25 protein-coding genes are annotated in these 22,054 nt (G+C 40.4%); 3 read left to right on the top strand and 22 right to left on the bottom strand.

The window, feature by feature from the left end:
• Window positions 1-2: 2 nt before the first annotated feature.
• From rimP to SORDD05_RS05995, 5 genes are all read right to left on the bottom strand, one after another.
• Complete coding sequence (gene rimP, locus SORDD05_RS05975) at window positions 3-482, bottom strand: ribosome maturation factor RimP (protein WP_000338695.1); 480 nt, start codon at window positions 480-482, stop codon at window positions 3-5.
• A gap of 126 nt (window positions 483-608) precedes the next feature.
• The gene (trmB, locus tag SORDD05_RS05980; RefSeq protein ID WP_033583646.1) at window positions 609-1,244 is read right to left on the bottom strand and encodes a tRNA (guanosine(46)-N7)-methyltransferase TrmB; all 636 of its coding nucleotides are present in this window, start codon (window positions 1,242-1,244) and stop codon (window positions 609-611) included.
• Window positions 1,241-2,035: a cell cycle regulator CcrZ gene (ccrZ, locus tag SORDD05_RS05985; protein WP_061417921.1), complete on the bottom strand. Its 795-nt coding sequence runs from the start codon at window positions 2,033-2,035 to the stop codon at window positions 1,241-1,243. The genes trmB and ccrZ overlap by 4 nt, the downstream gene beginning before the upstream one ends.
• Before the next feature lie 47 nt (window positions 2,036-2,082).
• On the bottom strand, window positions 2,083-3,132 hold the full coding sequence (locus SORDD05_RS05990) for an ABC transporter permease (protein WP_061417924.1): 1,050 nt from the start codon (window positions 3,130-3,132) through the stop codon (window positions 2,083-2,085).
• Entirely contained in the window at window positions 3,129-3,860 is a 732-nt protein-coding gene (locus tag SORDD05_RS05995) for an ABC transporter ATP-binding protein (protein ID WP_061417927.1), read from the bottom strand. Before SORDD05_RS05995 ends, SORDD05_RS05990 begins: the two co-directional genes overlap by 4 nt.
• A gap of 67 nt (window positions 3,861-3,927) precedes the next feature.
• Here SORDD05_RS05995 and SORDD05_RS06000 point away from each other — a divergent pair, with 67 nt between their 5' ends.
• From SORDD05_RS06000 to SORDD05_RS06010, 3 genes are all read left to right on the top strand, one after another.
• Window positions 3,928-4,338, top strand: a complete 411-nt coding sequence (locus SORDD05_RS06000) for an HIT family protein (protein ID WP_061417930.1) — start codon at window positions 3,928-3,930, stop codon at window positions 4,336-4,338.
• 9 nt (window positions 4,339-4,347) lie between these two features.
• Entirely contained in the window at window positions 4,348-4,626 is a 279-nt protein-coding gene (locus SORDD05_RS06005; protein ID WP_061417934.1) for a hypothetical protein, read from the top strand.
• A gap of 63 nt (window positions 4,627-4,689) precedes the next feature.
• Window positions 4,690-5,349 carry a hypothetical protein gene (locus tag SORDD05_RS06010; RefSeq protein ID WP_061417936.1) on the top strand — a complete coding sequence of 220 codons (660 nt, stop codon included), beginning with the start codon at window positions 4,690-4,692 and terminating at the stop codon, window positions 5,347-5,349.
• Between the two features lie 79 nt (window positions 5,350-5,428).
• Here SORDD05_RS06010 and dnaJ read toward each other — a convergent pair whose 3' ends face one another.
• The 17 genes from dnaJ to SORDD05_RS06100 all read right to left on the bottom strand — a co-directional run bounded on the left by dnaJ (window position 5,429) and on the right by SORDD05_RS06100 (window position 21,816).
• Entirely contained in the window at window positions 5,429-6,565 is a 1,137-nt protein-coding gene (dnaJ, locus tag SORDD05_RS06015; protein ID WP_061417939.1) for a molecular chaperone DnaJ, read from the bottom strand.
• Window positions 6,566-6,724: 159 nt separating this feature from the next.
• The gene (locus SORDD05_RS06020) at window positions 6,725-7,357 is read right to left on the bottom strand and encodes a DJ-1/PfpI family protein (RefSeq protein WP_061417942.1); all 633 of its coding nucleotides are present in this window, start codon (window positions 7,355-7,357) and stop codon (window positions 6,725-6,727) included.
• A 213-nt stretch (window positions 7,358-7,570) separates the two neighbouring features.
• Window positions 7,571-9,394 (bottom strand): molecular chaperone DnaK, encoded by a 1,824-nt coding sequence (dnaK, locus tag SORDD05_RS06025; protein WP_000034661.1) that lies wholly within the window; start codon window positions 9,392-9,394, stop codon window positions 7,571-7,573.
• A gap of 250 nt (window positions 9,395-9,644) precedes the next feature.
• Window positions 9,645-10,160 (bottom strand): nucleotide exchange factor GrpE, encoded by a 516-nt coding sequence (gene grpE, locus SORDD05_RS06030; RefSeq protein ID WP_001288016.1) that lies wholly within the window; start codon window positions 10,158-10,160, stop codon window positions 9,645-9,647.
• 38 nt (window positions 10,161-10,198) lie between these two features.
• On the bottom strand, window positions 10,199-11,233 hold the full coding sequence (hrcA, locus tag SORDD05_RS06035) for a heat-inducible transcriptional repressor HrcA (protein ID WP_061417944.1): 1,035 nt from the start codon (window positions 11,231-11,233) through the stop codon (window positions 10,199-10,201).
• 160 nt (window positions 11,234-11,393) lie between these two features.
• Window positions 11,394-11,906 carry a DUF2812 domain-containing protein gene (locus SORDD05_RS06040; RefSeq protein WP_061417947.1) on the bottom strand — a complete coding sequence of 171 codons (513 nt, stop codon included), beginning with the start codon at window positions 11,904-11,906 and terminating at the stop codon, window positions 11,394-11,396.
• Window positions 11,907-12,144: 238 nt separating this feature from the next.
• Window positions 12,145-12,516: a DUF2812 domain-containing protein gene (locus SORDD05_RS10255; RefSeq protein WP_061417952.1), complete on the bottom strand. Its 372-nt coding sequence runs from the start codon at window positions 12,514-12,516 to the stop codon at window positions 12,145-12,147.
• Window positions 12,516-12,836, bottom strand: coding sequence for a PadR family transcriptional regulator (locus SORDD05_RS06055; protein WP_061417954.1), 321 nt, complete (start codon window positions 12,834-12,836; stop codon window positions 12,516-12,518). The genes SORDD05_RS10255 and SORDD05_RS06055 overlap by 1 nt, the downstream gene beginning before the upstream one ends.
• A gap of 113 nt (window positions 12,837-12,949) precedes the next feature.
• On the bottom strand, window positions 12,950-14,296 hold the full coding sequence (gene glnA / locus SORDD05_RS06060) for a type I glutamate--ammonia ligase (RefSeq protein ID WP_001122884.1): 1,347 nt from the start codon (window positions 14,294-14,296) through the stop codon (window positions 12,950-12,952).
• A gap of 36 nt (window positions 14,297-14,332) precedes the next feature.
• Window positions 14,333-14,689: a transcriptional repressor GlnR gene (gene glnR / locus SORDD05_RS06065; protein ID WP_000664331.1), complete on the bottom strand. Its 357-nt coding sequence runs from the start codon at window positions 14,687-14,689 to the stop codon at window positions 14,333-14,335.
• 76 nt (window positions 14,690-14,765) lie between these two features.
• On the bottom strand, window positions 14,766-15,293 hold the full coding sequence (locus tag SORDD05_RS06070; protein WP_000540311.1) for an FUSC family protein: 528 nt from the start codon (window positions 15,291-15,293) through the stop codon (window positions 14,766-14,768).
• Between the two features lie 137 nt (window positions 15,294-15,430).
• Window positions 15,431-16,630, bottom strand: a complete 1,200-nt coding sequence (locus SORDD05_RS06075) for a phosphoglycerate kinase (protein WP_001096770.1) — start codon at window positions 16,628-16,630, stop codon at window positions 15,431-15,433.
• 153 nt (window positions 16,631-16,783) lie between these two features.
• The gene (locus SORDD05_RS06080; protein WP_061417957.1) at window positions 16,784-17,290 is read right to left on the bottom strand and encodes a hypothetical protein; all 507 of its coding nucleotides are present in this window, start codon (window positions 17,288-17,290) and stop codon (window positions 16,784-16,786) included.
• Window positions 17,291-17,292: 2 nt separating this feature from the next.
• The gene (locus SORDD05_RS06085; RefSeq protein WP_061417960.1) at window positions 17,293-17,781 is read right to left on the bottom strand and encodes a hypothetical protein; all 489 of its coding nucleotides are present in this window, start codon (window positions 17,779-17,781) and stop codon (window positions 17,293-17,295) included.
• A gap of 2 nt (window positions 17,782-17,783) precedes the next feature.
• Window positions 17,784-18,272: a hypothetical protein gene (locus SORDD05_RS06090; protein ID WP_061417963.1), complete on the bottom strand. Its 489-nt coding sequence runs from the start codon at window positions 18,270-18,272 to the stop codon at window positions 17,784-17,786.
• A gap of 2 nt (window positions 18,273-18,274) precedes the next feature.
• Window positions 18,275-18,766, bottom strand: coding sequence for a hypothetical protein (locus SORDD05_RS06095; RefSeq protein WP_061417966.1), 492 nt, complete (start codon window positions 18,764-18,766; stop codon window positions 18,275-18,277).
• Window positions 18,766-21,816 (bottom strand): MucBP domain-containing protein, encoded by a 3,051-nt coding sequence (locus SORDD05_RS06100; protein WP_196757203.1) that lies wholly within the window; start codon window positions 21,814-21,816, stop codon window positions 18,766-18,768. The genes SORDD05_RS06095 and SORDD05_RS06100 overlap by 1 nt, the downstream gene beginning before the upstream one ends.
• Window positions 21,817-22,054: the final 238 nt, after the last annotated feature.

Consider the following 22,054-nt stretch of genomic DNA (forward strand, 5'->3'; position numbering starts at 1 on the left):
TTCTATAGTTTTACTGCTAAACGTGCTTTTGATACTAAACTGTATGGAATTTGGACAGTTTTCTTACGTGTTTTGTCCATATATTCCATGGTCAACTCGTCCTCTTCAAAGGATACCAAGGTTCCTTCAAAGACTTTTTGCTTATCGATAGCTTGGTAGAGCCCGACATGGATGTATTTCCCAACAGCTCCAGCGACAGCATCCTTGGTTTTCAAAGGACGTTCCAATCCTGGACTGGTAATTTCTAGGAAATATTGTTCTGGGAAGGGATCGGGCTTGATGGTGTCTAGGACAGGACTGATAATTTCTGTCAGGTCTGCCGTGTCGTTCAAGGTAATTCCTTCAGGTTTATCTACAAAAATACTGAGAATCATGTCACTGCCAATCTTTCCATACTCGATATCCACGAGTTCAAAAGGTGCTTGAATGACAGGTTCTACAACTTCTCTGACTAATTCTACGATTGTTGCGATTGCGTCCACCTCCTCATAAGCAAGAGGCGAAGATATTTCCCCGCCTCACTTTTTCATATTCTTGCTATTAGTATAACACTCTTGATTCTTTTTGTAAAGCAAAAGCATTCAAAGGGCTTGTTTTCAAGCTTAGTCTTAAAATTCTGCCTCAACTCGGTAGATCACTTGACCTTTGCTGGAGAATTTTTGCTCATATTCCGTCATGACATTGCCTTCAAAATCACTGGCATGCAAGTCCAACCAAACACCATTGAGCTTCATCCCATACTGAGAAAAACTCACCAAGCTGTACTCAAATAAGCCACGATTGTCTGTCTTGAAATGGATTTCCCCATTCTCAGGCAAGATGCGCTTGAAGGTATCCAAGAAACTCTTGTAAGTCAAACGACGTTTTTCATGGCGTTTTTTAGGCCAGGGATCTGAAAAGTTTAGGTAGAGACGATCAATTTCACCGTCTTCAAAGTAGTCGGTCAGATCTGAACCATCTACCCACAACAATTTGATATTGGGCACTCCAACTTCAAGCACCTTGTCCAGGGCATAACTCAATACCGACTTTTGAATGTCAATCCCGATGTAGTTAATGTCAGGGTTTTGCTTGGCCATTCCTGATATGAAGGCCCCTTTCCCACTTCCAACTTCAACATGAATAGGATGATCATTTCCAAACAAGTCTCGCCATTTCCCTTTGGCTTCCAAGGGATTGAGGACAACATACTGGGGATTAGCCTCTAGTAACTCTGTCGCCCCTTTACGATTTCTAACTCTCATCTCTTCTTTCCATACTTGTCACGGAAGACACGCAAGGCATAAATCTCCCGGTTTACATTGTCTAAATCTTGATTTACAAAGTATTTGGCAATCTGGCTCAAGTAAGAATACTGACCATACCAATACAATTTATCTAACACTGTCTGATTGTACTTATAACCGTAATAAGTTAGCCAATCATGCCAATGTTGCTCTGGAATATAATGACACAGCATATGCGCTACATCAAACATACGATCCGTCAGACGAACCGAATCCCAATCCACTAGATAAACGAGTCCACTCTCTGTCTCAATCCAATTGCTATGGCGAAGATCTCCATGCACAATCGTTGCATGGTCTTCCCTAAAACCTGGAACTGTCCTGCGCAAATCATCAATCACCGAGTTTAAGTACTGATGTCGTTTCAAGACTTCGGGTGCTTCCTGCCTCCAAGACTGCAACAAGTCTAATGGAGTCTCCATGGTATATCCCAAACGGCTCAACTGCTTCATCAAGGGACGTGAGCGGTGAAGACGTGTCAAGATATTGATGATCTGCTTGCGATTCATATCGTGAGGTGTCAAGATTTTACCCGTCAACCATTCCTGGGCACACATATCACGACCATCTGGCAAACGACGAGTCCATAGTAATTGAGGAGCGATTTGTTCTCTGGCTAGGCCAGGTAGGATTGGAGAGGTGTTCATTTTTACAAAGACGCGCTTCCCATCAGGGTAGCTTCCCATATAAGCTTTGCCGCTCTTCCCAGGTATAGGGGTCAGCGTTAGCTCATTATCACCCAAGTCCATTTCTTTCCTCCGTATAAAGTTTCCTTACTATTCTACTAGTTTTTGGTCTATTCGTCAACCAATCTTTTTAGTTGGTAAGGCAAATAAAACAATTGTAGGAAGAGACTAGCCCCTACAAGAGCCAACAAGGCTATTTTTTCTTGAAAAACCACTGCTCCGACCAGCAGCTCCAGCAAAAGAACTGCACTTCCCACACCGAGCACAACCTGTTTCAGACCCTTTTCTTTCTCCCCTTTTTCTAGTGGAAAGAGCTGGGTCAAGTATTGGTAATCAAAGGCGTGATAGAGGGCTAGCAATTGGAAGAGTAAGAGATAGTTAAACAGTATTACCACTGCTGTCGCAATCCAAGATTGCTCGATAAAGATCTCAGCTAACAAAGAAAGCAAGAGAAGCCTGAAACTGAGGGCAAAGAGATCTCCATTTCGCAGATAAGAACGAAGATAGAGGTTTTGCCAAATCTTCCCTGGAACCTTTTGAACAACATTTAGGATGAAATCCAGATAAGCACGACGTTTGACACTATTTGAAATCCCCTTGACCTGCGTAAAGAGAGCAAAGAAACGAAGCAAGACTTGCTTGCGTTTGCTTTCTTGAGCGATCACATAGTCCCAGTCAAGCCCATTCTCTGTAAAAAATTTACTAACTTTTTGGCGAAAGATTAGGTACTTTGCTGCTCCCAATAAAAGCACATAGATGAAAAAAACTGGCAAGCCATAACCCATGGCTAAAAATAAGGGCGCAAATAAAAGCAAGAAAAGGGTTTGGACAAAGAGCCAAAAGACCAGTGAGCGCATCGTCTGCCCTTTGAGGTGAGACTTAACCTCCTCTTCACTGACTAAGAGAAAGAGCTTGTCAGGTCCTTCCATGTAGGTCGCGATTCCTCCCCAAGCCAAAAGTAAGACAGATACAATCCCAAAAAACAAGAGGATAGGCCAATGATTTTCAGGAAAATCTTGCAAGAGTTGACTATACTGGTAAGCTAGAAAGCCGATAAGAACTAGCAGGAACAAGACAAAGTGGTCATTTAGAACATAACGCAGATAACCGACACACTCCTTACGAAAAGCCTGCTTTCGCTTTAAAAACAAGTCTTTCATAGCTCCTCCTCTTTGGTCAGAGCCAAGTAAATGTCATTCAAACTTGCTTCAGGCATGTCAAAGGCTTCGCGTAGTTGCGCCAGATTCCCCTTGGCACGCACCTCTCCCTTGTGGAGAATGACAAAGGCGTCACACATCTTCTCCGCCGAGTCCAGAACATGGGTACTCATGAGGATAGACTTGCCTTTTTGCTTTTCCACTTCCAAAAGCTGAATCAAGTCAGAAATAGCGAGTGGATCGAGGCCAAGAAAAGGCTCATCTACGATAAAGAGGCTCGGATCCACGACAAAGGCACAGATAATCATGACCTTCTGCTTCATCCCTTTGGAAAAATGCACTGGGAGCCAGTCTAATTTTTGATCCAAACGAAACATTTTTAACAAAGATTCTACTCGCTCAAAAGCCACTTTTTGCTCAATACCATAGGCCATGGCAACCGTCTCGATATGCTCTCTGAGGGTCAATTCCTCATACAGACTAGGCGTTTCTGGGATATAGCCAACCTGTTTGCGGTAGTTGGTTGCATCTTCTCGCAAGGTGAGACCATTAATCTTGATTTCCCCACTGTAAGGTGTCAACAGACCGATAATCTCATTGATAGTCGTTGATTTCCCAGCACCGTTGAGACCAATCAAACCGACCAACTGCCCACTTTCAACTGTAAAGGACACATCTTTCAAGACAGGAACGTGAACATAGCCTCCTGTCAGGTTTTTAATTTCTAACATATTTTCTCCGAATCTGGTATAATGTAGCTATATTATATCAAAATTCAATACAGTAGAGGTGGATTTTATGTCAGATTGCATTTTTTGTAAGATCATCGCAGGGGATATTCCTGCTTCAAAAGTATACGAAGATGAGCAGGTTCTTGCCTTTCTTGATATCTCTCAAGTAACGCCTGGACACACCTTAGTCGTGCCAAAAGAGCACTACCGCAATCTCTTGGAGATGAATGCTGCGAGCGCCAGCCAACTCTTTGCACAAGTGCCAACAGTGGCTCAAAAAGTTATGAAGGCTACCAAGGCTGTCGGCATGAATATCATTGCCAATTGCGAGGAAGTCGCTGGTCAAACGGTCTTTCATACCCATGTGCACCTCGTACCTCGCTACGGTGCAGAAGATGACCTCAAGATTGACTTTATCGCTCACGAACCTGACTTTGACAAACTTGCCCAAGTCGCTGAAACCATTAGAAACGCTTAAGGAGTTGCCATGAAACTATCCAATCTATTGCTATTCGCAGGAGCTGCAGCTGGAAGTTATTTTGTCGTAAAAAATCGCCAAGCCATCACAGAGGAGTTTGTGGATACTAGCGACCGTGTCGAAGCTATGAAGGAGGATTTGGATGTCATTCAAAACAGTCTACAAATCATCGACCGGCAAAAAACCCTTATCAAGGAATACCAAAAAGACCTAACCTACAAGTTCAAAGTCTTGGAAAAGGATTTCCAAACCAGAATGGCGGTCCTCCAAGAAGAAAAACAAGAATAAGAAAGCCTCCAACTTTCCTTAAACTCTTTTTTGGATACTAGGTTTGAACAGAAAAAGGAGGCAATGAAAGTGAAACAGTTTTTAAAAGTTCTAGCGAAGGTCATCGCAATCCCTTGTGGCTGCCTCTGTCTCCTTGCAGTTCTGGCATTTCTACTACTAATCAATCTTTTCAAAGCGTCACCGAGTGACATCCAAAAAGGGAATGAATCCTTAAAACAAATCTTTATCTCTCTTGACATGCCTCCTAAGAAAGTAGAATCAAATGGAAGGTATCAATTTGAGGGTGGAGGCTTACATTTTTATGTTACTTTCTCAGATGAGGTCATCAATAGCCACCCCGTCCTAAAAGAAAGTCCAAAACTCTCCAAAAACCGACTCGAAGTCTATGTCCTCCAGACAGGAGAGATTTCATACTATAAAGTTGGAGACAACTTATTCAATCATGGTTTAATACAATTTTTAGAGGAGGAGGGCGAGAAGTATCTCCAAGAAATCGGAAAGAAATTTAATCCCAATTACTCAATTCTCTTTTGGAATGATCAGGAAAGTCTAAAAAAGGGAATCGTATTCTATGAAAAAGCCTTGACCTTGGTAGATATTCAGGATAATTCAGCAATCAAGCACATTGATACCGTCACCGTTAAACCAGGTAAAGAAGCGGAAATCAAGCAACTCATCCGGGAGATGGATGCAGCTGGCCTGCTTACTCAAAAGTATAAATAGCAGGCTAACTGGAAAATGATTTTTCGATGCTAAATTTTCAAAGATAACGCAAAAAAAGAGCCAATTGGCTCTTTTTACTTTATTCTCCTTCAAAGGCATCTTTTATATGCTCAAAGAAGCCTTTTTTCTTTGGATTGACTTTCAAATCACCCGCAGCTGCGAATTCTTTAAGCGCTGCTTTTTGGCGATCATTCAAGCCTGTCGGAGTCACGACATTAACTGTAACGTATTGGTCACCAACGGCACCACCACGAAGGCTCGGAGCTCCTTTGCCACGTAGACGGAATTTCTTGCCAGTCTGAGTCCCATCTGGGATAACCAATTCAACATCACCGTGCACGGTTGGAATTTCCACAGTATCACCAAGAGCAGCTTGGACAATATTAAGATTTAACTTGTAGAAAATAGTTGTTCCTTCACGTTCAAACTTATCGCTGGCTTCTACTGAAACCACCACGTACAAGTCTCCGTAAGGCCCACCGTTAAATCCTGCTTCACCTTGGCCCGCTAGGCGAATTTGTTGGCCTGTTTCCACACCAGCAGGGATTTTCACATGTACACTATGAGCTTGTTTTTCATGACCCGTTCCGTGACAAGTTGTACATGGATCTTTGATTTCTTTTCCGCGACCATGACAGACATCACAGGTTACTTGACGGCGCATCATACCAAGCGGAGTCTGCGTATCGACATTAATGACACCAGCGCCATGACAGCGTCCACAAGTGACTGGACTTGTTCCTGGTTTAGCACCAGATCCATTACATGTACGACAGCTGGCTTCACGATTGTATTTAACTTCTTTTTCCGTTCCAAAGATAGCTTCTTCAAAAGTCAAACTCACACGATACTGGAGGTCGTCTCCTTGACGAGGAGCGTTTGGATTGCGCGAAGCTCCGCCTCCGCCGAAGAAACTTGAGAAGATATCCTCAAAACCACCGAAGCCACTTGCTCCGTCAAAGCCGCCAAAACCGCCAGCACCACCAAAGCCACCGTTGGCACCCGCCGCACCATATTGGTCATAGGCTGCACGTTTTTGGTCATCACTCAAAGTCTCATAGGCTTCTTGAACTTCCTTGTATTTTTCCTCAGCACCAGGTTCCTTGTTGATATCTGGGTGGTATTTTTTGGAAAGCTTACGATAAGCCTTTTTGATCTCGTCTGCCGAAGCGTTTTTTGACACCCCCAGACGATCATAAAATTCAGTATTGTTCATAATTCAAGATACAAAGGGCGTCAAACGGACACAGTCAAAATAAGAGTTTTGACGACGGACGCTTACGTCCTAGAAAAAACTATCTTTTTGACACAGTCCGTAGCCCGTGTTCAGTTACTCGAACACCCTTATTCCTTTCTATAGTTTATAAGTAAATCATTAGAGAGTATTTTCTATACTCTGTTTCACTTCATCAAACTCTTTGTCCGATAGAGTAAAAATCAAGTCCTCTTCTGAATATTCGTTCTGTTCTTTAAAATAGTTGTCAGTATTTTCTGCCAAACCTAGACCAAGAATTACTTTTCTTGCAAACTCTTGATGTGCAAAGCCAATAGCAGTAATGATATTTTTATCTTGCAGGACAGCTTTTGCTTTGAAATTTTCCCGAGGAACAAATTCAAAATAGTCAAAGAAGTTTTGCCAAATCCCACCTGTAAATTTCGTATCATTCAATAAACCTGCTTTTGCCAACAAAATAGGCGCTGAAGAAATGGCTGCAATTAAGATATCCTGCTTGCCGAGTCCCCTCAAAAACGAATTTAATTTTTCATCCTGTAGAGCAGACCCTATATTTACCATTCCTGGCAAAATGACACAAGAATAATCTTCTAGACGTATTTGATTCAACGTCTTCGTCGGTTGGCAGGGCAAACCATCTTCAGAGACAATCATCGAATGATTTGAAGCGACATAATCAATCGTGATGTCAAAAGACAGAGCTAAAGTACTTGTTAAAGTGGCTATCTCATAAAGAGAAAAATTAGGATAAAGGACACAAAGTACTTTTTTCATAAGCTACACCCTCTATTTTACCGAAAAACAGAGGCTGGGTTGCAACCTCTGGATTTCTTCCTATCATTACGACGTTCAAGTTTTAAAAATCAAACTAGTAATGCTTAACTGAGTTTCGGCTAAAAACTTCGGAAAAAAGATAAGCCATCTTTTGTGCATCGCACAAGGCGATGGCTTCCTATTTTTCTTTCGTTTTCTTAACGCCTCAACATCTTATTTCTCCGTAAACTCTCCGTCTACGACGTCATCGCCTGCGTTTCCTGTTGCTTGTGCGCCTTCTGCTCCTGCTTGAGCTTGTTGAGCAGCTGCGGCTTGTTCGTAGAGTTTAACAGCAAGTCCTTGAGCTTTTTCGTTCAATGCTTCAAGTTTTGCTTTCATGTCGTCCAAGTTGTTGTCTTCTTGAGCTTTCTTAAGGTCATCAAGGGCAGCTTGTGCAGCATCACGTTCTGCATCGAAGCCTTTGCCTTCAGTTTCCTTGATTGTCTTTTCAGTCGCAAAGATTGCTTGATCTACTTCGTTACGAAGGTCTACTTCTTCTTTACGTTTCTTATCTGCTTCAGCGTTTGCTTCTGCATCTTTCATCATACGGTCGATTTCTTCGTCCGTCAAACCTGAGTTTGATTGGATAACAATTGTTTGTTCTTTTTGAGTTCCAAGGTCTTTGGCTTTAACAGATACGATACCGTTTTTATCGATGTCAAATGTTACTTCGATTTGAGGAATTCCACGAGGAGCGGCTGGAATATCTGTCAATTGGAAGCGTCCAAGAGTCTTGTTATCTGCTGCCATTGGGCGTTCACCTTGAAGAACGTGGATATCAACGGCTGGTTGGTTGTCTGCCGCAGTTGAGAAGACTTGTGATTTAGATGTTGGAATCGTAGTGTTGCGATCGATCAGTTTTGTGAAGACACCACCCATTGTTTCGATACCAAGTGACAATGGCGTTACATCAAGAAGGACAACGTCTTTCACATCACCAGTAATGACACCACCTTGGATCGCAGCACCCATGGCAACCACTTCATCAGGGTTCACTGATTTGTTTGGCTCTTTACCAGTTTCAGCCTTAACAGCTTCTACAACAGCTGGGATACGAGTGGAACCACCAACAAGGATAACTTCATCGATTTCTGACAAGCTCAAACCTGCATCTGAAAGGGCTTGACGAACTGGAACTTTTGTACGTTCTACAAGGTCACGAGTCAAATCGTCAAATTTCGCACGAGTCAAAGTCATTTCCAAGTGAAGAGGTCCAGCTTCACCAGCAGTGATAAATGGCAAGCTGATTTGAGTTGAAGTTACACCAGAAAGGTCTTTCTTAGCTTTTTCAGCTGCATCTTTCAAACGTTGCATTGCCATCTTGTCAGTTGACAAGTCAATACCGTTTTCTTTCTTGAATTCTGCTACCAAGTGGTCGATTATTTTTTGGTCAAAGTCGTCACCACCGAGTTTGTTGTCCCCTGCAGTTGACAATACATCGAAGACACCATCGCCGAGTTCAAGGATAGAGACGTCGAATGTACCACCACCAAGGTCGAATACCAAGATTTTTTCTTCTTTGTCAGTCTTATCCAAACCGTAAGCAAGAGCGGCTGCAGTTGGTTCGTTAACGATACGTTCTACTTCAAGACCAGCGATTTTACCAGCGTCTTTTGTTGCTTGACGTTGAGCATCGTTAAAGTAAGCAGGAACTGTGATAACTGCTTTAGTTACTTTTTCACCAAGGTAATCTTCAGCGTAACCTTTCAAGTATTGAAGGATCATAGCTGAGATTTCTTGTGGAGTGTATTCTTTACCGTTAGCAGAAACTTTTTCAGAAGTTCCCATTTTAGATTTGATAGAGATAACTGTATCTGGGTTTGTGACCGCTTGACGTTTCGCAGCATCACCAACGATGATTTCTCCGTTTTTGAACGATACTACAGATGGAGTTGTACGGTTCCCTTCTGGGTTTGCGATGATTTTGCTTTCAGTTCCTTCAAGAACTGCAACTGCTGAGTTTGTTGTACCTAAGTCAATACCGATAATTTTAGACATGTGTTTTTCTCCTTAAATTTTATATTCTTTCTTTTTGATACCCTTCTTAGGTGGCGGCGCCGTCAGAGCTTGACTTCGTCAATCTCTTTGACTAAACTTTGAGCCTAAGGTCTCAAAGTTTGCGCAAATAACGCCACGGCGAAGAGTATCGCCTTTAGTTCGCTTCGCTCACTATTGCAAAGCTGAACTACTTTTTTATCTTTCTTCATAGTTTATTGTCGTTTCAGACAAGATTTTTAAGCTCTATTGCCTAGTTGTATACTACTACCATTGCTGGGCGTAGGATACGGTCATGGAGTTTGTAGCCTTTTTGGAAGACTTGGGCGATGGTATCTGCTGGATGTTCATCGTCTGCTGGGAGAGTTTGGATGGCCATATGATAGTTATGGTCAAATTCGCCATCAGCTGCGATTTCTTCGATTCCTTCTTCTTTCAAAGCGTGAATCAAGCTCTCTTGCACCATCTCCAATCCTTTTTTGACATCGTCTGTCAATCCTTCAACTGCAAGTGCACGTTCTAGGTTATCGAGCGATGGTAAGATTGCTTTTGCCAAATCTTGACTACGATAGCGCTGCAAGTTTTGACGCTCTTCATTAGCTCGGCGCTGGATATTTTGCATTTCTGCATGAGCACGAAGATATTTATTTTCAAACTCGTCCGCACGTTCATTTGCCAAGTCTAACTCTGACTTTTCAGGAGTTGTTTCTTCAACTGTTTCCACAACTTCCTCTTCTTTTACTTCTTCGTTTTTTATTTCCTCAGACATTTTTCGCCTCCTTTTTAGGAATTTATGTAATTTCATGTTCAACTCACCTCATAATGATTACTACTCAAATAGCGGTAGAAATCTGTGAGTTTCATAGTTAGGACTCGATTGACAACATTGAGTTGATTAACCAATTGCTGGTAATCCAGATTAACCGGACCGATAATGGCAAGAATTCCAAAACCTCGATAAGGAATGAGGAATTTACTGCTAATCACTGCTAGATCTGCTAGACAAGACTCTTGACTGTCCGCAACACGGACATTTTGCATTTGATCTTCATGCAGACCCTCACGAATTTCCAGAGCCACTTTCTGTGGTTGGTCAAAAAACTGATAAGCTGCTAGATTTGCAAAATTCAAGAGATTGACCTTACCAGCCACCACAATGTTTTCGTTGAACATTTCTTTAAAAATGTGTTCAAAAAGATCCATAACATTGTCCGTCGTTGTGAAGTAACGCTGGATAATCTGCGGAATCTCCGTCCGAATCTTGTAGTGAATATCTAGAACGGTGTGACCTAGGAAACGTTCCTGAATGATTGCCTTAAGCTTCAGCAAATCTTCCTGCAAGAAGTTCCTTGGAATCAGAAATTGACTGGTAACCGTTCGCGACTCGTCTAGGGTAAATACTGCCAAGGCTGTATGTTGCCCTAGAACAACGATATCAAAAGCTGTCAACCGTTGCCTGCTGGGCTCAACATCCAGTGCCACTACCGTACAGCCACTCAATTCTGTTAGTAGATTGGCAGCCTCTTGAAGAATATCCTCTAGTTTGAAGAATTCCTGATCAAAGGCTTTGACAATCTCATAGACCTCATTTTCAGCCAGTCGGTCAAAATCCAGTGAGTGTTTCACATAGTACTGAAAACCAGCAACACTTGGCATCCGACCGCTTGAAGTATGCGCCTTCTCAAGCAAACCTTGCTTTTCTAGAGCCGCCATATCATTACGAATGGTTGCACTGCTAGAGTTGATAGACTCTTGCAAAGCTTTGGATCCGACAGGTTCGTGCGTTTTGGTAAAGATGTCAATAATCAGATTTAAAATATCCTGCTGACGCTCTGTAACCATCTCATCACTCCTCTCTGTCCAATCGATTAGCACTCGATCCACCTAAGTGCTAACTCATGATTCTATTATACACCCTTAGAAGAGAATGTCAAGACAAAAACTCAAAAAATTAGCACTCTTTTGCCAAGAGTGCTAAAAATCAGTCTGAAGACCTAGAAACTTACTTTTCATCAATTTGGTATTTCCTTTTAAGTCTGAAAAAACCATAGATTAGATAAGAAATTAAGCAAGCATATAACAAGAAAATAATAAAGAAAGACTGAGACAAGTTTTCTCGATACAAACTCATGCAAACAACAAGACCACCTGAGAAAGCAGCTGTACAGGATCGAAGTCTAGACCGCATAACTTCCCACCTGAGGTCATTACTCATATAGATTTGATCATCTGAAAGTATATCGGAAGCTGGTTTACGAAGAATCAAACAAGAACCTGTTTCTATCAATTCCCAACCGCTATTTTTAAAATTTTGTAGTTCATGCTTATACTTTTTAAGATGGCGAGTATCATAGATCTGATAGATGACATCATCTGGTTGGCATTGTTCAAAATAGAAAAAGCTCAAACGATTAGTTCTATATCTCCAACCTTTCAAGTGCATCTCATGCAAATAATCTTCTTCCTTGTCCAAATCAATAATGGTGAAAATCCGAAATTGTACTTTGCTATTCATTGCCTGACCTCCAAATCAGAAAACAAGTATTGTTTCAGCTATCAGATAATTCTTTCCACTTTTGGAACAATCTCCAAAAAATATAAGAAATCTGAATCGCAAAAACTATCAATAAAACACAATCCATAATAACAATCAAAAACATTACCCAACTGAAAGAACTACCTCCACTGAAAAACTTTGAGAAAACCGGTAGTAGAGCTGAAAAAAGAATCAAAATAGGTAGCATCCGCATTATTTAAATCCGTTTGACCATGGCTAACTTCCCAGTAGCGTCATTATAGATTTCAAACTCGGCATCCAACTCAATTCCAGAACGAAGCTTTCTAAAGTAGGAAAAGCCATTAAAGTCTGTAATATGCTCCCAGCCACAGTCTTTAAATAGTTGTAAATAGGAGGCTCTCTCTGATTTTTCCATTGGGTGAAAATCCAACTGATAAGACACCTGCTCCGGTTGGCACTTTTCAAAAGTATACTTAACCGCAACTACTAAGTTAGAGTAACTCACTTCCTTAAGTTTCCAACCCTTAGCATGCATTTCCCCAAGGTATAAAGCCTCTCTATCATAATCCGCAATGGTAGTAATTCTATAAACAACCTTCTTTTCCATCAACCTTCCTCCCGACTATTTCTGTAAAGTCGTTCAATACGTTTCAATTCAATATCTAAGACTTTTCGTCCCAAGTCTGTGATCTGATAGATTTTACGCTTTTCCTCTTCGCGAACAAAGGAAATCAAGCCATCCTTTTCCATCTTTGACAAGGTCCCATACATAGTCCCCGGACTAATCAAGATTTGCGAATCTGTCATCTCCTTGACCTTTTGGGTAATACTATAACCATGACGTTCCTTTTGCAGACAGAACAAGATATAAAAACCCGTTTCCGTCATCGGAAGATAAACTCGACGAATCTTATCCGTTAATTCCATTTACAACTGCCTCCTATTCAGTTCGATACATCGCACCTCGTTATATAAAATATATCACACCTCGATATAAAACGCAAGAAAAAAGACCGCCCTCAGGCAATCTTTCTTCTACATTAATAAAGATCTAAATAGTTATCAACTTCCCATTGTGAAACAAAGGTCGCATAACTAGCCCACTCGATACGTTTGGCTTCAAGGAAGCTGGTATAGATGTGGTCTCCGAGGGCAGCCTTAACTACTTCATCTTCAGTCAAAGCTTTCAAGGCGTTATGAAGAGTTGATGGAAGGTCTGTGATCCCAGCTTCCTTACGCTCTTCTGCTGTCATGATGTAGATATTTTCTTCGATAGGAGCTGGTGCTTCGATTTTGTTTTCAATACCGTGCAAACCAACTTCCAAAAGAACTGCCATCGCGATGTATGGGTTTGCCATTGGATCCACTGAACGCAACTCGAGACGAGTTCCCATACCGCGTGAAGCAGGCACACGCACAAGTGGTGAACGGTTACGACCAGCCCAAGCAATGTAAACAGGTGCTTCATAACCTGGAACCAAACGTTTGTATGAGTTAACTGTTGGGTTCATGATAGCAGTATAGTTGTAAGCATGCTTGATCAAACCACCAAGGAAATGGTAGGCCGTTTCAGATAACTGCATTCCTTTTGGATCATTTGGATCAAAGAAGGCATTGTTTCCTTCTGCATCAAACAAGGACATATTACAGTGCATACCTGATCCAGCGATACCAAATTTTGGTTTCGCCATAAAGGTTGCGTAAAGACCGTGTTTGCGAGCAATGGTTTTAACAACGAGTTTAAAGATTTGAATCTTGTCACAGGCACGGAGGACTTCATCATACTTGAAGTCAATTTCATGTTGTCCAACTGCAACCTCGTGGTGACTCGCTTCTACTTCAAATCCCATTTTGGTCAAGACATTCACAATTTCACGACGTGTATTGTCTGCAAGGTCAGTAGGTGCCAAGTCAAAATAGCCACCCTTGTCATTTACCTCAAGAGTTGGATCCCCATTTTCATCCAATTTAAACAGGAAGAATTCTGGCTCTGGACCAAGGTTGAAGGATTTGAATCCTACTTCTTCCATATGACGAAGTGCACGCTTCAGATTCCCACGAGGGTCACCTGCAAAGGGTTCTCCTTCTGTTGTATAGACATCACAGATCAAACCTGCAACACTTCCGTTTTCATCTCCCCAAGGGAAGACTGTCCATGTATCCAAGTCTGGGTACAAGTACATATCTGACTCATTGATACGTACAAAACCTTCAATAGAAGATCCATCAAACATGGCTTTGTTTGACAAGACTTTATCTAACTGTTCATCTGTAGCAGGAATTTCGACGTTTTTCATCGTTCCCAGAATATCTGAAAACATGAGACGGATAAAGGTAACATTTTTTTCCTTGACTTCACGACGAATATCTGCAGCTGTGATTGGCATGGTTTTTCTCCTTAATATCTGACTACTTGCGGTTGCCTAACCGCGACCAAAAGGCGACTGTGCTGAAGCAAAGCGTCCCTGTTGGAGGAGCTCATTATGAAGCGCACGACGCACTTCCGTTGGACTCACTGCTTTCTTGGATTTCGCCTCACGTTCAGCATATTTCTTCTTAATGGCAGCGATATTGAAACCTTCCGAGATATAGTCTTTGATTTCAAGTAAACGATCCATGTCATTCAAAGAATACATGCGACGGTTCCCTTCGTTTCGATCAGGCTTTATCAACTCTTGATCTTCATAATAACGAATCTGACGCGCCGATAGATCGGTCAACTTCATCACACTGCCGATAGGAAAAACAGCCATATTTCGGCGAAATTCTCTTTCCTTCATTTACAATTTCCTTCTTTCTGTCTATTATAGTCTAAAAAAAGATATACGTCAATTGATAATGTCACAAAATATAACATTATTTTCTTTTTTTCTCAAAAAGATTTCTGAAGCGATCAATATCATAATTTACGAGTATTGCGACAAAAACACCCATAAAAGTTTCAAATACACGAGCAAATACGTACAAAAATGTTTCTCCGCTCGGTATTGATAGGGTAATAATCAACATAGCTGCTACACCACCAATAACTCCCGCCTTATTGTTCATAGCAACATTTGTCATAATGGTTAACATGGTGCAGATTGGCACAATCAGCAAGGTCACCCAAAAGGCTTCTTGAAATAAGGTATTTAAGAGGAAAAAGACAAGAGCATAAAAACCTCCGATGCTATTTCCTAAGATACGTGAAGTTCCAAAATGGACACTCTTATCAAAGCTTTCTCTCAAACTAAAGACTGCTGTCAAAGCCCCAATTTGAAGCCCCTTCCAACCAAAGAATCCAAAAATCAAGAGAACTAAAAAAACAGCAATTCCGGTTTTAAAGGTTCGTAGACCAAGCTTGAACTGTGACTTATCAAATTTATATTTTTTAAAATAACCCATAATCTCAACTTTCTATTTCCATTTTATCATAATTTAGTTGATTTTATGAGCCAAAATCAATCGGAAACGTTTTTAATTCAAGCTACAAGAAAAAGAGGAAACAAAGTTCCTCTTTTCATCGTTTCATTTACGAAAGATTATTTTTCTGTAAGTGCAGCCAATCCTGGCAATACTTTACCTTCAAGGAGTTCCATTGATGCTCCACCACCAGTAGAGATCCATGAGAACTTGTCTGCGCGACCGAGGTTGATGGCTGCAGCAGCTGAGTCACCACCACCGATGATTGATTTCACGCCTGGTTGTTTCACGATAGCGTCCATCACACCGATTGTACCAGCTTGGAAGTCAGGGTTTTCAAATACACCCATAGGTCCGTTCCATACAACTGTTTTGGCACCAGTCAAAGCTTCGTCGAATTTAGCGATAGATTTAGGACCGATATCCAAACCAAGGAAACCTGGGTCTACTGCTTCACCTTCAGTGTCTTTCACTTCAGTGTAGTCAGCAAATGCGTTTGCTTCTTTTGAGTCAACTGGCAAGATCAATTTGCCGTTTGCTTTTTCAAGAAGAGCTTTCGCAACATCCAATTTGTCTTCTTCTACAAGTGAGTTACCGATTTCGATACCTTGAGCTTTGTAGAATGTGTAAGTCATCCCACCACCGATAAGCACTTTATCAGCTTTTTCAAGCAAGTTTTCGATGACACCGATCTTGTCAGATACTTTTGAACCACCAAGGATCGCTACGAATGGACGTTCTGGAGCTTCAACAGCTTCTTGGATGTAGGCAATTTCGTTTTCAAGAAGGAAACCAGCAACTGCTTTTTCAACGTTTGCTGAGATACCAACGTTAGATGCGTGTGCACGGTGAGCTGTACCGAATGCATCGTTTACGAAGATACCATCTCCAAGTGATGCCCAGTATTTACCAAGTTCAGGATCATTTTTAGATTCTTTCTTGCCGTCAACATCTTCGAAACGAGTGTTTTCAACCAAGAGAACTTGTCCATCTTCAAGAGCGTTAACAGCGGCTTCCAATTCAGCACCACGTGTAACACCTGGGATAAATTTAACTTCTTGTCCCAATTTAGCAGCCAAGTCAGCAGCTACAGGAGCAAGTGATTTACCTTCTTTGTCTGCTTCTTCTTTTACACGTCCAAGATGAGAGAAGAGGATTGCACGTCCACCTTGTTCAAGGATGTACTTGATAGTTGGAAGAGCTGCAGTGATACGGTTGTCATTGGTAATCACGCCATCTTTAACAGGTACGTTGAAGTCAACACGAACGAGAACTTTTTTCCCTTTCAAGTCAACGTCTTTAACAGTCAATTTTGCCATTAGATATGACTCCTTCTTTTTTTATACGTGTTAATTATATCACAAAATCAGTAAAAGAGATAGCAAAAGCCTGCACTTTTCTTGTTCTCTATTCCATCTGGAAAAATTGACATTAACTTTGCTTATCAGATGAAACCTTTACCATTTTCATCTTTAATTAAACCTATCCTGATACAGTAGATTAAACAGCCACTGAAGATTAATGAGGGACTTGGATTGTACATCAAGTACGGGTTGAACGGTCTCTCTAATACCTTGTTTTATCTTTTTTTCGTCAATTGTAGCTAGATCAATCTTTTTATAATGCTTGTCAATAGCCCACTCAAGAGAAAAATTTTTTCCGAATTTATAAGCTACATTATTTTGATCTCTATAGCTATAACTTCCATCAAACTCAGAAAAATTTGTAGGTTTACCAATCATATTGGTTGAATTTTCAATAAAATTTCTACCATCATCATCATAGCGGATTCCTTCTATTTCTGGTGTATAAACCCACCACATATTTTCAATCAACATAACTAAGTCAAGCTCTGTCCCCTCCTTATGGGGCATCTGTTGGGCATAGTAGACCGAATTGTGTTTTAAATTAGTATATGCATAGAAACTTATGAGCAAGATTGTTACAATTCCTACTAGAAACGCTTTTACCATTTTCATCTTTAGTTAAACCTGTCCTGATACAGTAGATTAAACAGCCACTGAAGGTTGACGAAGGGTTTGCTCTGAGCATCAATAACTGGTGCAAAAACCTCCCTAATCTCCTGTTTTATTTCATCCTCATGAATTTCTTTTTTGGGTTGCTCTCCTGATAAGTCAGTCACATGGAAAAATCTAAAGGTACTATCAAAAGCTACAGTTACACGATTTTTATGATACAAAAAATTTCCCATAGAGTTGGACAGAACTGTTTCCGTTTTGGTATTTTCAATAGCATTATTCCCATCATCATCATAGCGGATTCCTTCTATTTCTGGTGTGTAAACCCACCACATATTTTCAAGTAACATGACTAAATCGGGCTCTGTCCCCTCCTTATGGGGCATCTGTTGGGCATAGTAGACCGAATGGTATTTCAAATTAGTATATGCATAGAAACTTATAAGTAAGATTGTAACAATTCCTACTAGAAGCGCTTTTACCATTTTCATCTTTAGTTAAACCTGTCCTGATACAGTAAATTAAACAGCCACTGAAGGTTGACGAAGGGTTTGCTCTGAGCATCAATAACTGGGGCAAACACTTCCCTAATCTCCTGTTTTATTTCATCCTCATGAATTTCTCTTTTTGGTTGTTCTCCTGTGAAGTCACTTACATGGTGAAATCTAAAAGTACTATCAAAACCTATAGAGAGATGATATTTATGATATGAAAAATTTCCCATGGTTTCTGATAAAACAAAATTGTTTTTAGTGTCAATAATAGCATTCCCTCCATCATCATCATAGCGGATTCCTTCTATTTCTGGTGTGTAAACCCACCACATATTTTCAAGTAACATGACTAAGTCGGGCTCTGTCCCCTCCTTATGGGGCATCTGTTGGGCATAGTAGACCGAATGGTATTTCAAATTAGTATATGCATAGAAACTTATAAGTAAGATTGTAACAATTCCTACTAGAAGCGCTTTTACCATTTTCATCTTTAGTTAAACCTGTCCTGATACAGTAAATTAAACAGCCACTGAAGATTAATGAGGGGCTTAGATTGTACATCAAGTATGGGCTGAACGGTCTCTCTAATTTCATCTAAAACTAGTTGTTGATTGAATTCAATATCATTATAATGTTCATCAAATGCACTTTGAATACGAAAAACTTCATCGAAGAGATAATGATTATCAGTACCGGAATGAAACATTAAATAATCTCCTGATGCAGAGAATATTGACTCCTTTCCCTCAATATTTCTAGCTATACTATTCATTCCATCATCGTCATAGCGGATTCCTTCTATTTCTGGTGTATAAATCCACCACATATTTTCAATCAGCATGACTAAGTCAGGCTCTGTCCCCTCCTTATGGGGCATCTGTTGGGCATAGTAGATCGAATTGTGTTTTAAATTAGCATATGCATAGAAACTTATGAGCAAGATTGTAACAATTCCTACTAGAAGCGCTTTTACCATTTTCATCATCTCTTTCCTTTCTTACGACCAAACCAATTTTTAATTGGATTAACGATCCATTTGTTTACAGTGTTTACCACTGGTTTTATAATATAGCGATTGGTTGCCCGAGCGATTGGCCTTACAACCTTCTGATAAATCGGTTTGACGATTGGTTTAACAATATGGTTGTAGACGGGCTTAACAACATAGTTATAGACGGGTTTGACGACTGTCCGATTCACAAAACTTGCCGCAGGCTTGAGTACATGATTGTAGACGGGCTTAAGCACATTGTTGTGGATAGCTTTTGCAATAGGCTTCACCACGTGATTATAGGCAGGTTTGACAACTCCATGGTAGAAGGGTTTCGCTACTGCATTATAAGCAAAGTTTACGATTGGTTTTACTACTGGTTTTATAACCTTTTGATAGAGCGGTTTAGCCACTTTATTCACAGCGACATCAACTACTGGTTTGACGACACTATTGTAGAGGGGTTTCACCACATTGGTAGCTACAAAGGTTACGACTGGCTTAAGGAGATAGTCATTAACAGCCTTTGTCACTCTCGCACCCACATATAAGGTAGCACTTCCAAAAGTAGCCAAGGTATTTCCTATCGGAGCTGCAATATGCTTCTCGACAAATTTTAGTGGGTGTTTCATAAAGGAATCAAAGCCGGATTTTAGTGGTTCCAAAATATCTTTTTGAATCGTCGTTGAAGGATCTTTCCACAACCGTTCTACAAAAGCTTTGCCCTCATTGAACTTTTTCATCCCAAACAAGGCGAGCCCTGATAAACTAAAAATACTTCCAAGTAACAAGAGATCTTTATAGCCCTCGGCAGTGGTATTTCCCGACTGCTCTTTGAGTACTTGGTGATAATACTCTTGACGTTTCTGCTCCAAGCCATCTGTATGGTAATATTTTTCGATGGCCTGATCCAAATCCAAGTCTTTAAAGTCCCTATGATACTTCAGGATAAAGGCATCTATATCTGTGAGCGTGTCCTTTTCATCGATGGTTGTTAATAAGTCTCCTGTTAGAGAATTATTTTGAAAAAGAATCGCTTTTGGGGATAAGCCAAAAAGGTTAAATGGGGAAAAACCTGCAAAAAATTTCCCTACTTCTTTTAGAAAACTACTTTGATAAGAGGTAGCAATCGGTGCAGCCAGATGTGGAAAGTCAATAGTATATGATGGAGATGTGTGCAAATCAGATAATAGATAATGAATTTTAGAAGTTAAAAAATCTGGGGCTTCTCCAAAATCATTGGTCATGGATTGCAGTTTATCTTTTGAGTAAGGAACACGCGCGATGGCGTTAGCAATAGCGTGATTGATTTTATTGCGATTATTACCATATTTTTTGCGTGCTTCATCTCCAACAGCCCTGATATAATCAAGAAACAATTTCTTCTCATCTTGATTCATCTTGGTATTGGTTAAAAAGGGATCTTTTTTGGTTGGTATCTCTTGCTTTTTGGGTTCAGTATGACTATCCTCTACTCTTTGGCCTTGGTTATTTGGTACTTGGTTTGATCCCTGAGAAAAGGATGGTAATGAGCTCCCTGCCAAAGAGGTCTCTACAGGGTAATTAGAGTTTGCTGAGGAAAAGGATGATGGCAGCTGTGGCCTGATAGTCTTCTCCGCGTTAGGATTCGTAATTTTGCTAGAAGGTTGAAGATTTTCCTTAGCTTGTGGAATCTTCTGATAAACAAAAACCTTTTCTACAGCATGTTCGACCAAGGTCTCAAATACTGTTGGCGTCACATAACCATCTACTTTCTTAGGTGTATGCTTTAGTCTTTGCCCCTCGAGAACTTTATAAGTTAGAGTACCGTACAACTCCTTCCCTTTTTCATCTTGAAACTTTAATGTTACGGGTAGTTCTTTTTGATAGACGAACTGAATCCTTGTTTTTGCCTTATTTTCTGTTAATCTCTTAACATCTACTAATCGATAATTTGGAATATTAAGGGATTCCACTTTATAAGATTCATCATCGAAACCTTTATAAAATTCTGTTTTCTTTAATTCTTTTCCATGTTTATCAACATACTGGACAATAATCGGTTTAGAAACTCGCGTATTGATATTGGCTTGCAAGCTGCTTCCAAAAATATCGTACCTTACAGCTATTGGGTAGTAGTAAGAATCATTCACTCTTTTTGGGGCAGGCGAGTAGAAGGTATAATCAAAATTTGAAATAAAGCCAGCTCCAAGATAGCCACCTTTCGGAAGATCTTTAGAGCCATTTAGACCGACTACGCCTGAAGTAGCATCATAGATAATTCCATCTTCCTTGACGAGATTGGATTCTGTCGGAATGATTTCAACTAAATTTGCAAGGTTCGTTTGAACTCCCTGAGCGGCATCAATATCGGTAGAAATAAAACTAACAAGTATGGGTTGCTCAATCTTAGTTCCATGTTTTACAATTTGATAATGTAGAGCGAGGTTACTTGCATTGTTGTACAATACAACGATAGAATTCCCTGTTGCGCCTGGAATAAATTGCTCACCTGAGAAACCTAGTCCTTTTGGACGACTATCCTGAAATCCAGAATTTGAAGCCCACTCATCTTTATCACTTTCAATGACCGTCCATAGTAAATCTAAATCTATACCAGATAAGGTTTTGCCGACAAAATTGATTCGTCCACTATCACCTACATTGTTGCTATATGCTATAACAGGGGTTGAGGGAGTGTTGGCCTCACCAAATCGTTCACTGTCATTTAAAAGACCATTTTCAGTTCCTTTATCAATTTCGACATATGTTTTATCAGACCAATGAAGTCCTTCTTTGCTGAGAAAGTTATCATCAGTTAGGTTATTTCCCTCAAGATTAATTTCAACATCTTTGAAAAAATCGACACCGGTCGCAGATGGATTTACTCCACCAGAGACTTCAATTTTAGTAATGCTAGGTTCAGAAGTCCCACTATTTTTGTCTTCCTTTAAATCGGAAATTGCATTGTTCGGATTGCCGACAACGACATCATTTGGCGTAGATTTTGCCATATTTTCAACACTAGATTTTGTACTAGTCTGTACAGCTTCATCAGCCATGACACTATAGGTACTGAGGGATAGAACCGTTGCAAAAAGAAATATCCCATGTTTTACAAATAATTTCACAACATCTCCTTAAAATTTTACTGAAATTTTATGGTATCAAATAAACTGATTAAAGTCCAGAAATATGACCGAACTGAATTTGAAGATTATGTTGCTGAAAAACACTTTATGATGGCTTACAAGCTATTCAGTCTCAATTCAGAAAACCATTCGGATGATAGAACACAAA

This window comes from Streptococcus oralis (genome assembly GCF_001578705.1).
Lineage (GTDB): Bacteria > Bacillota > Bacilli > Lactobacillales > Streptococcaceae > Streptococcus > Streptococcus oralis_J.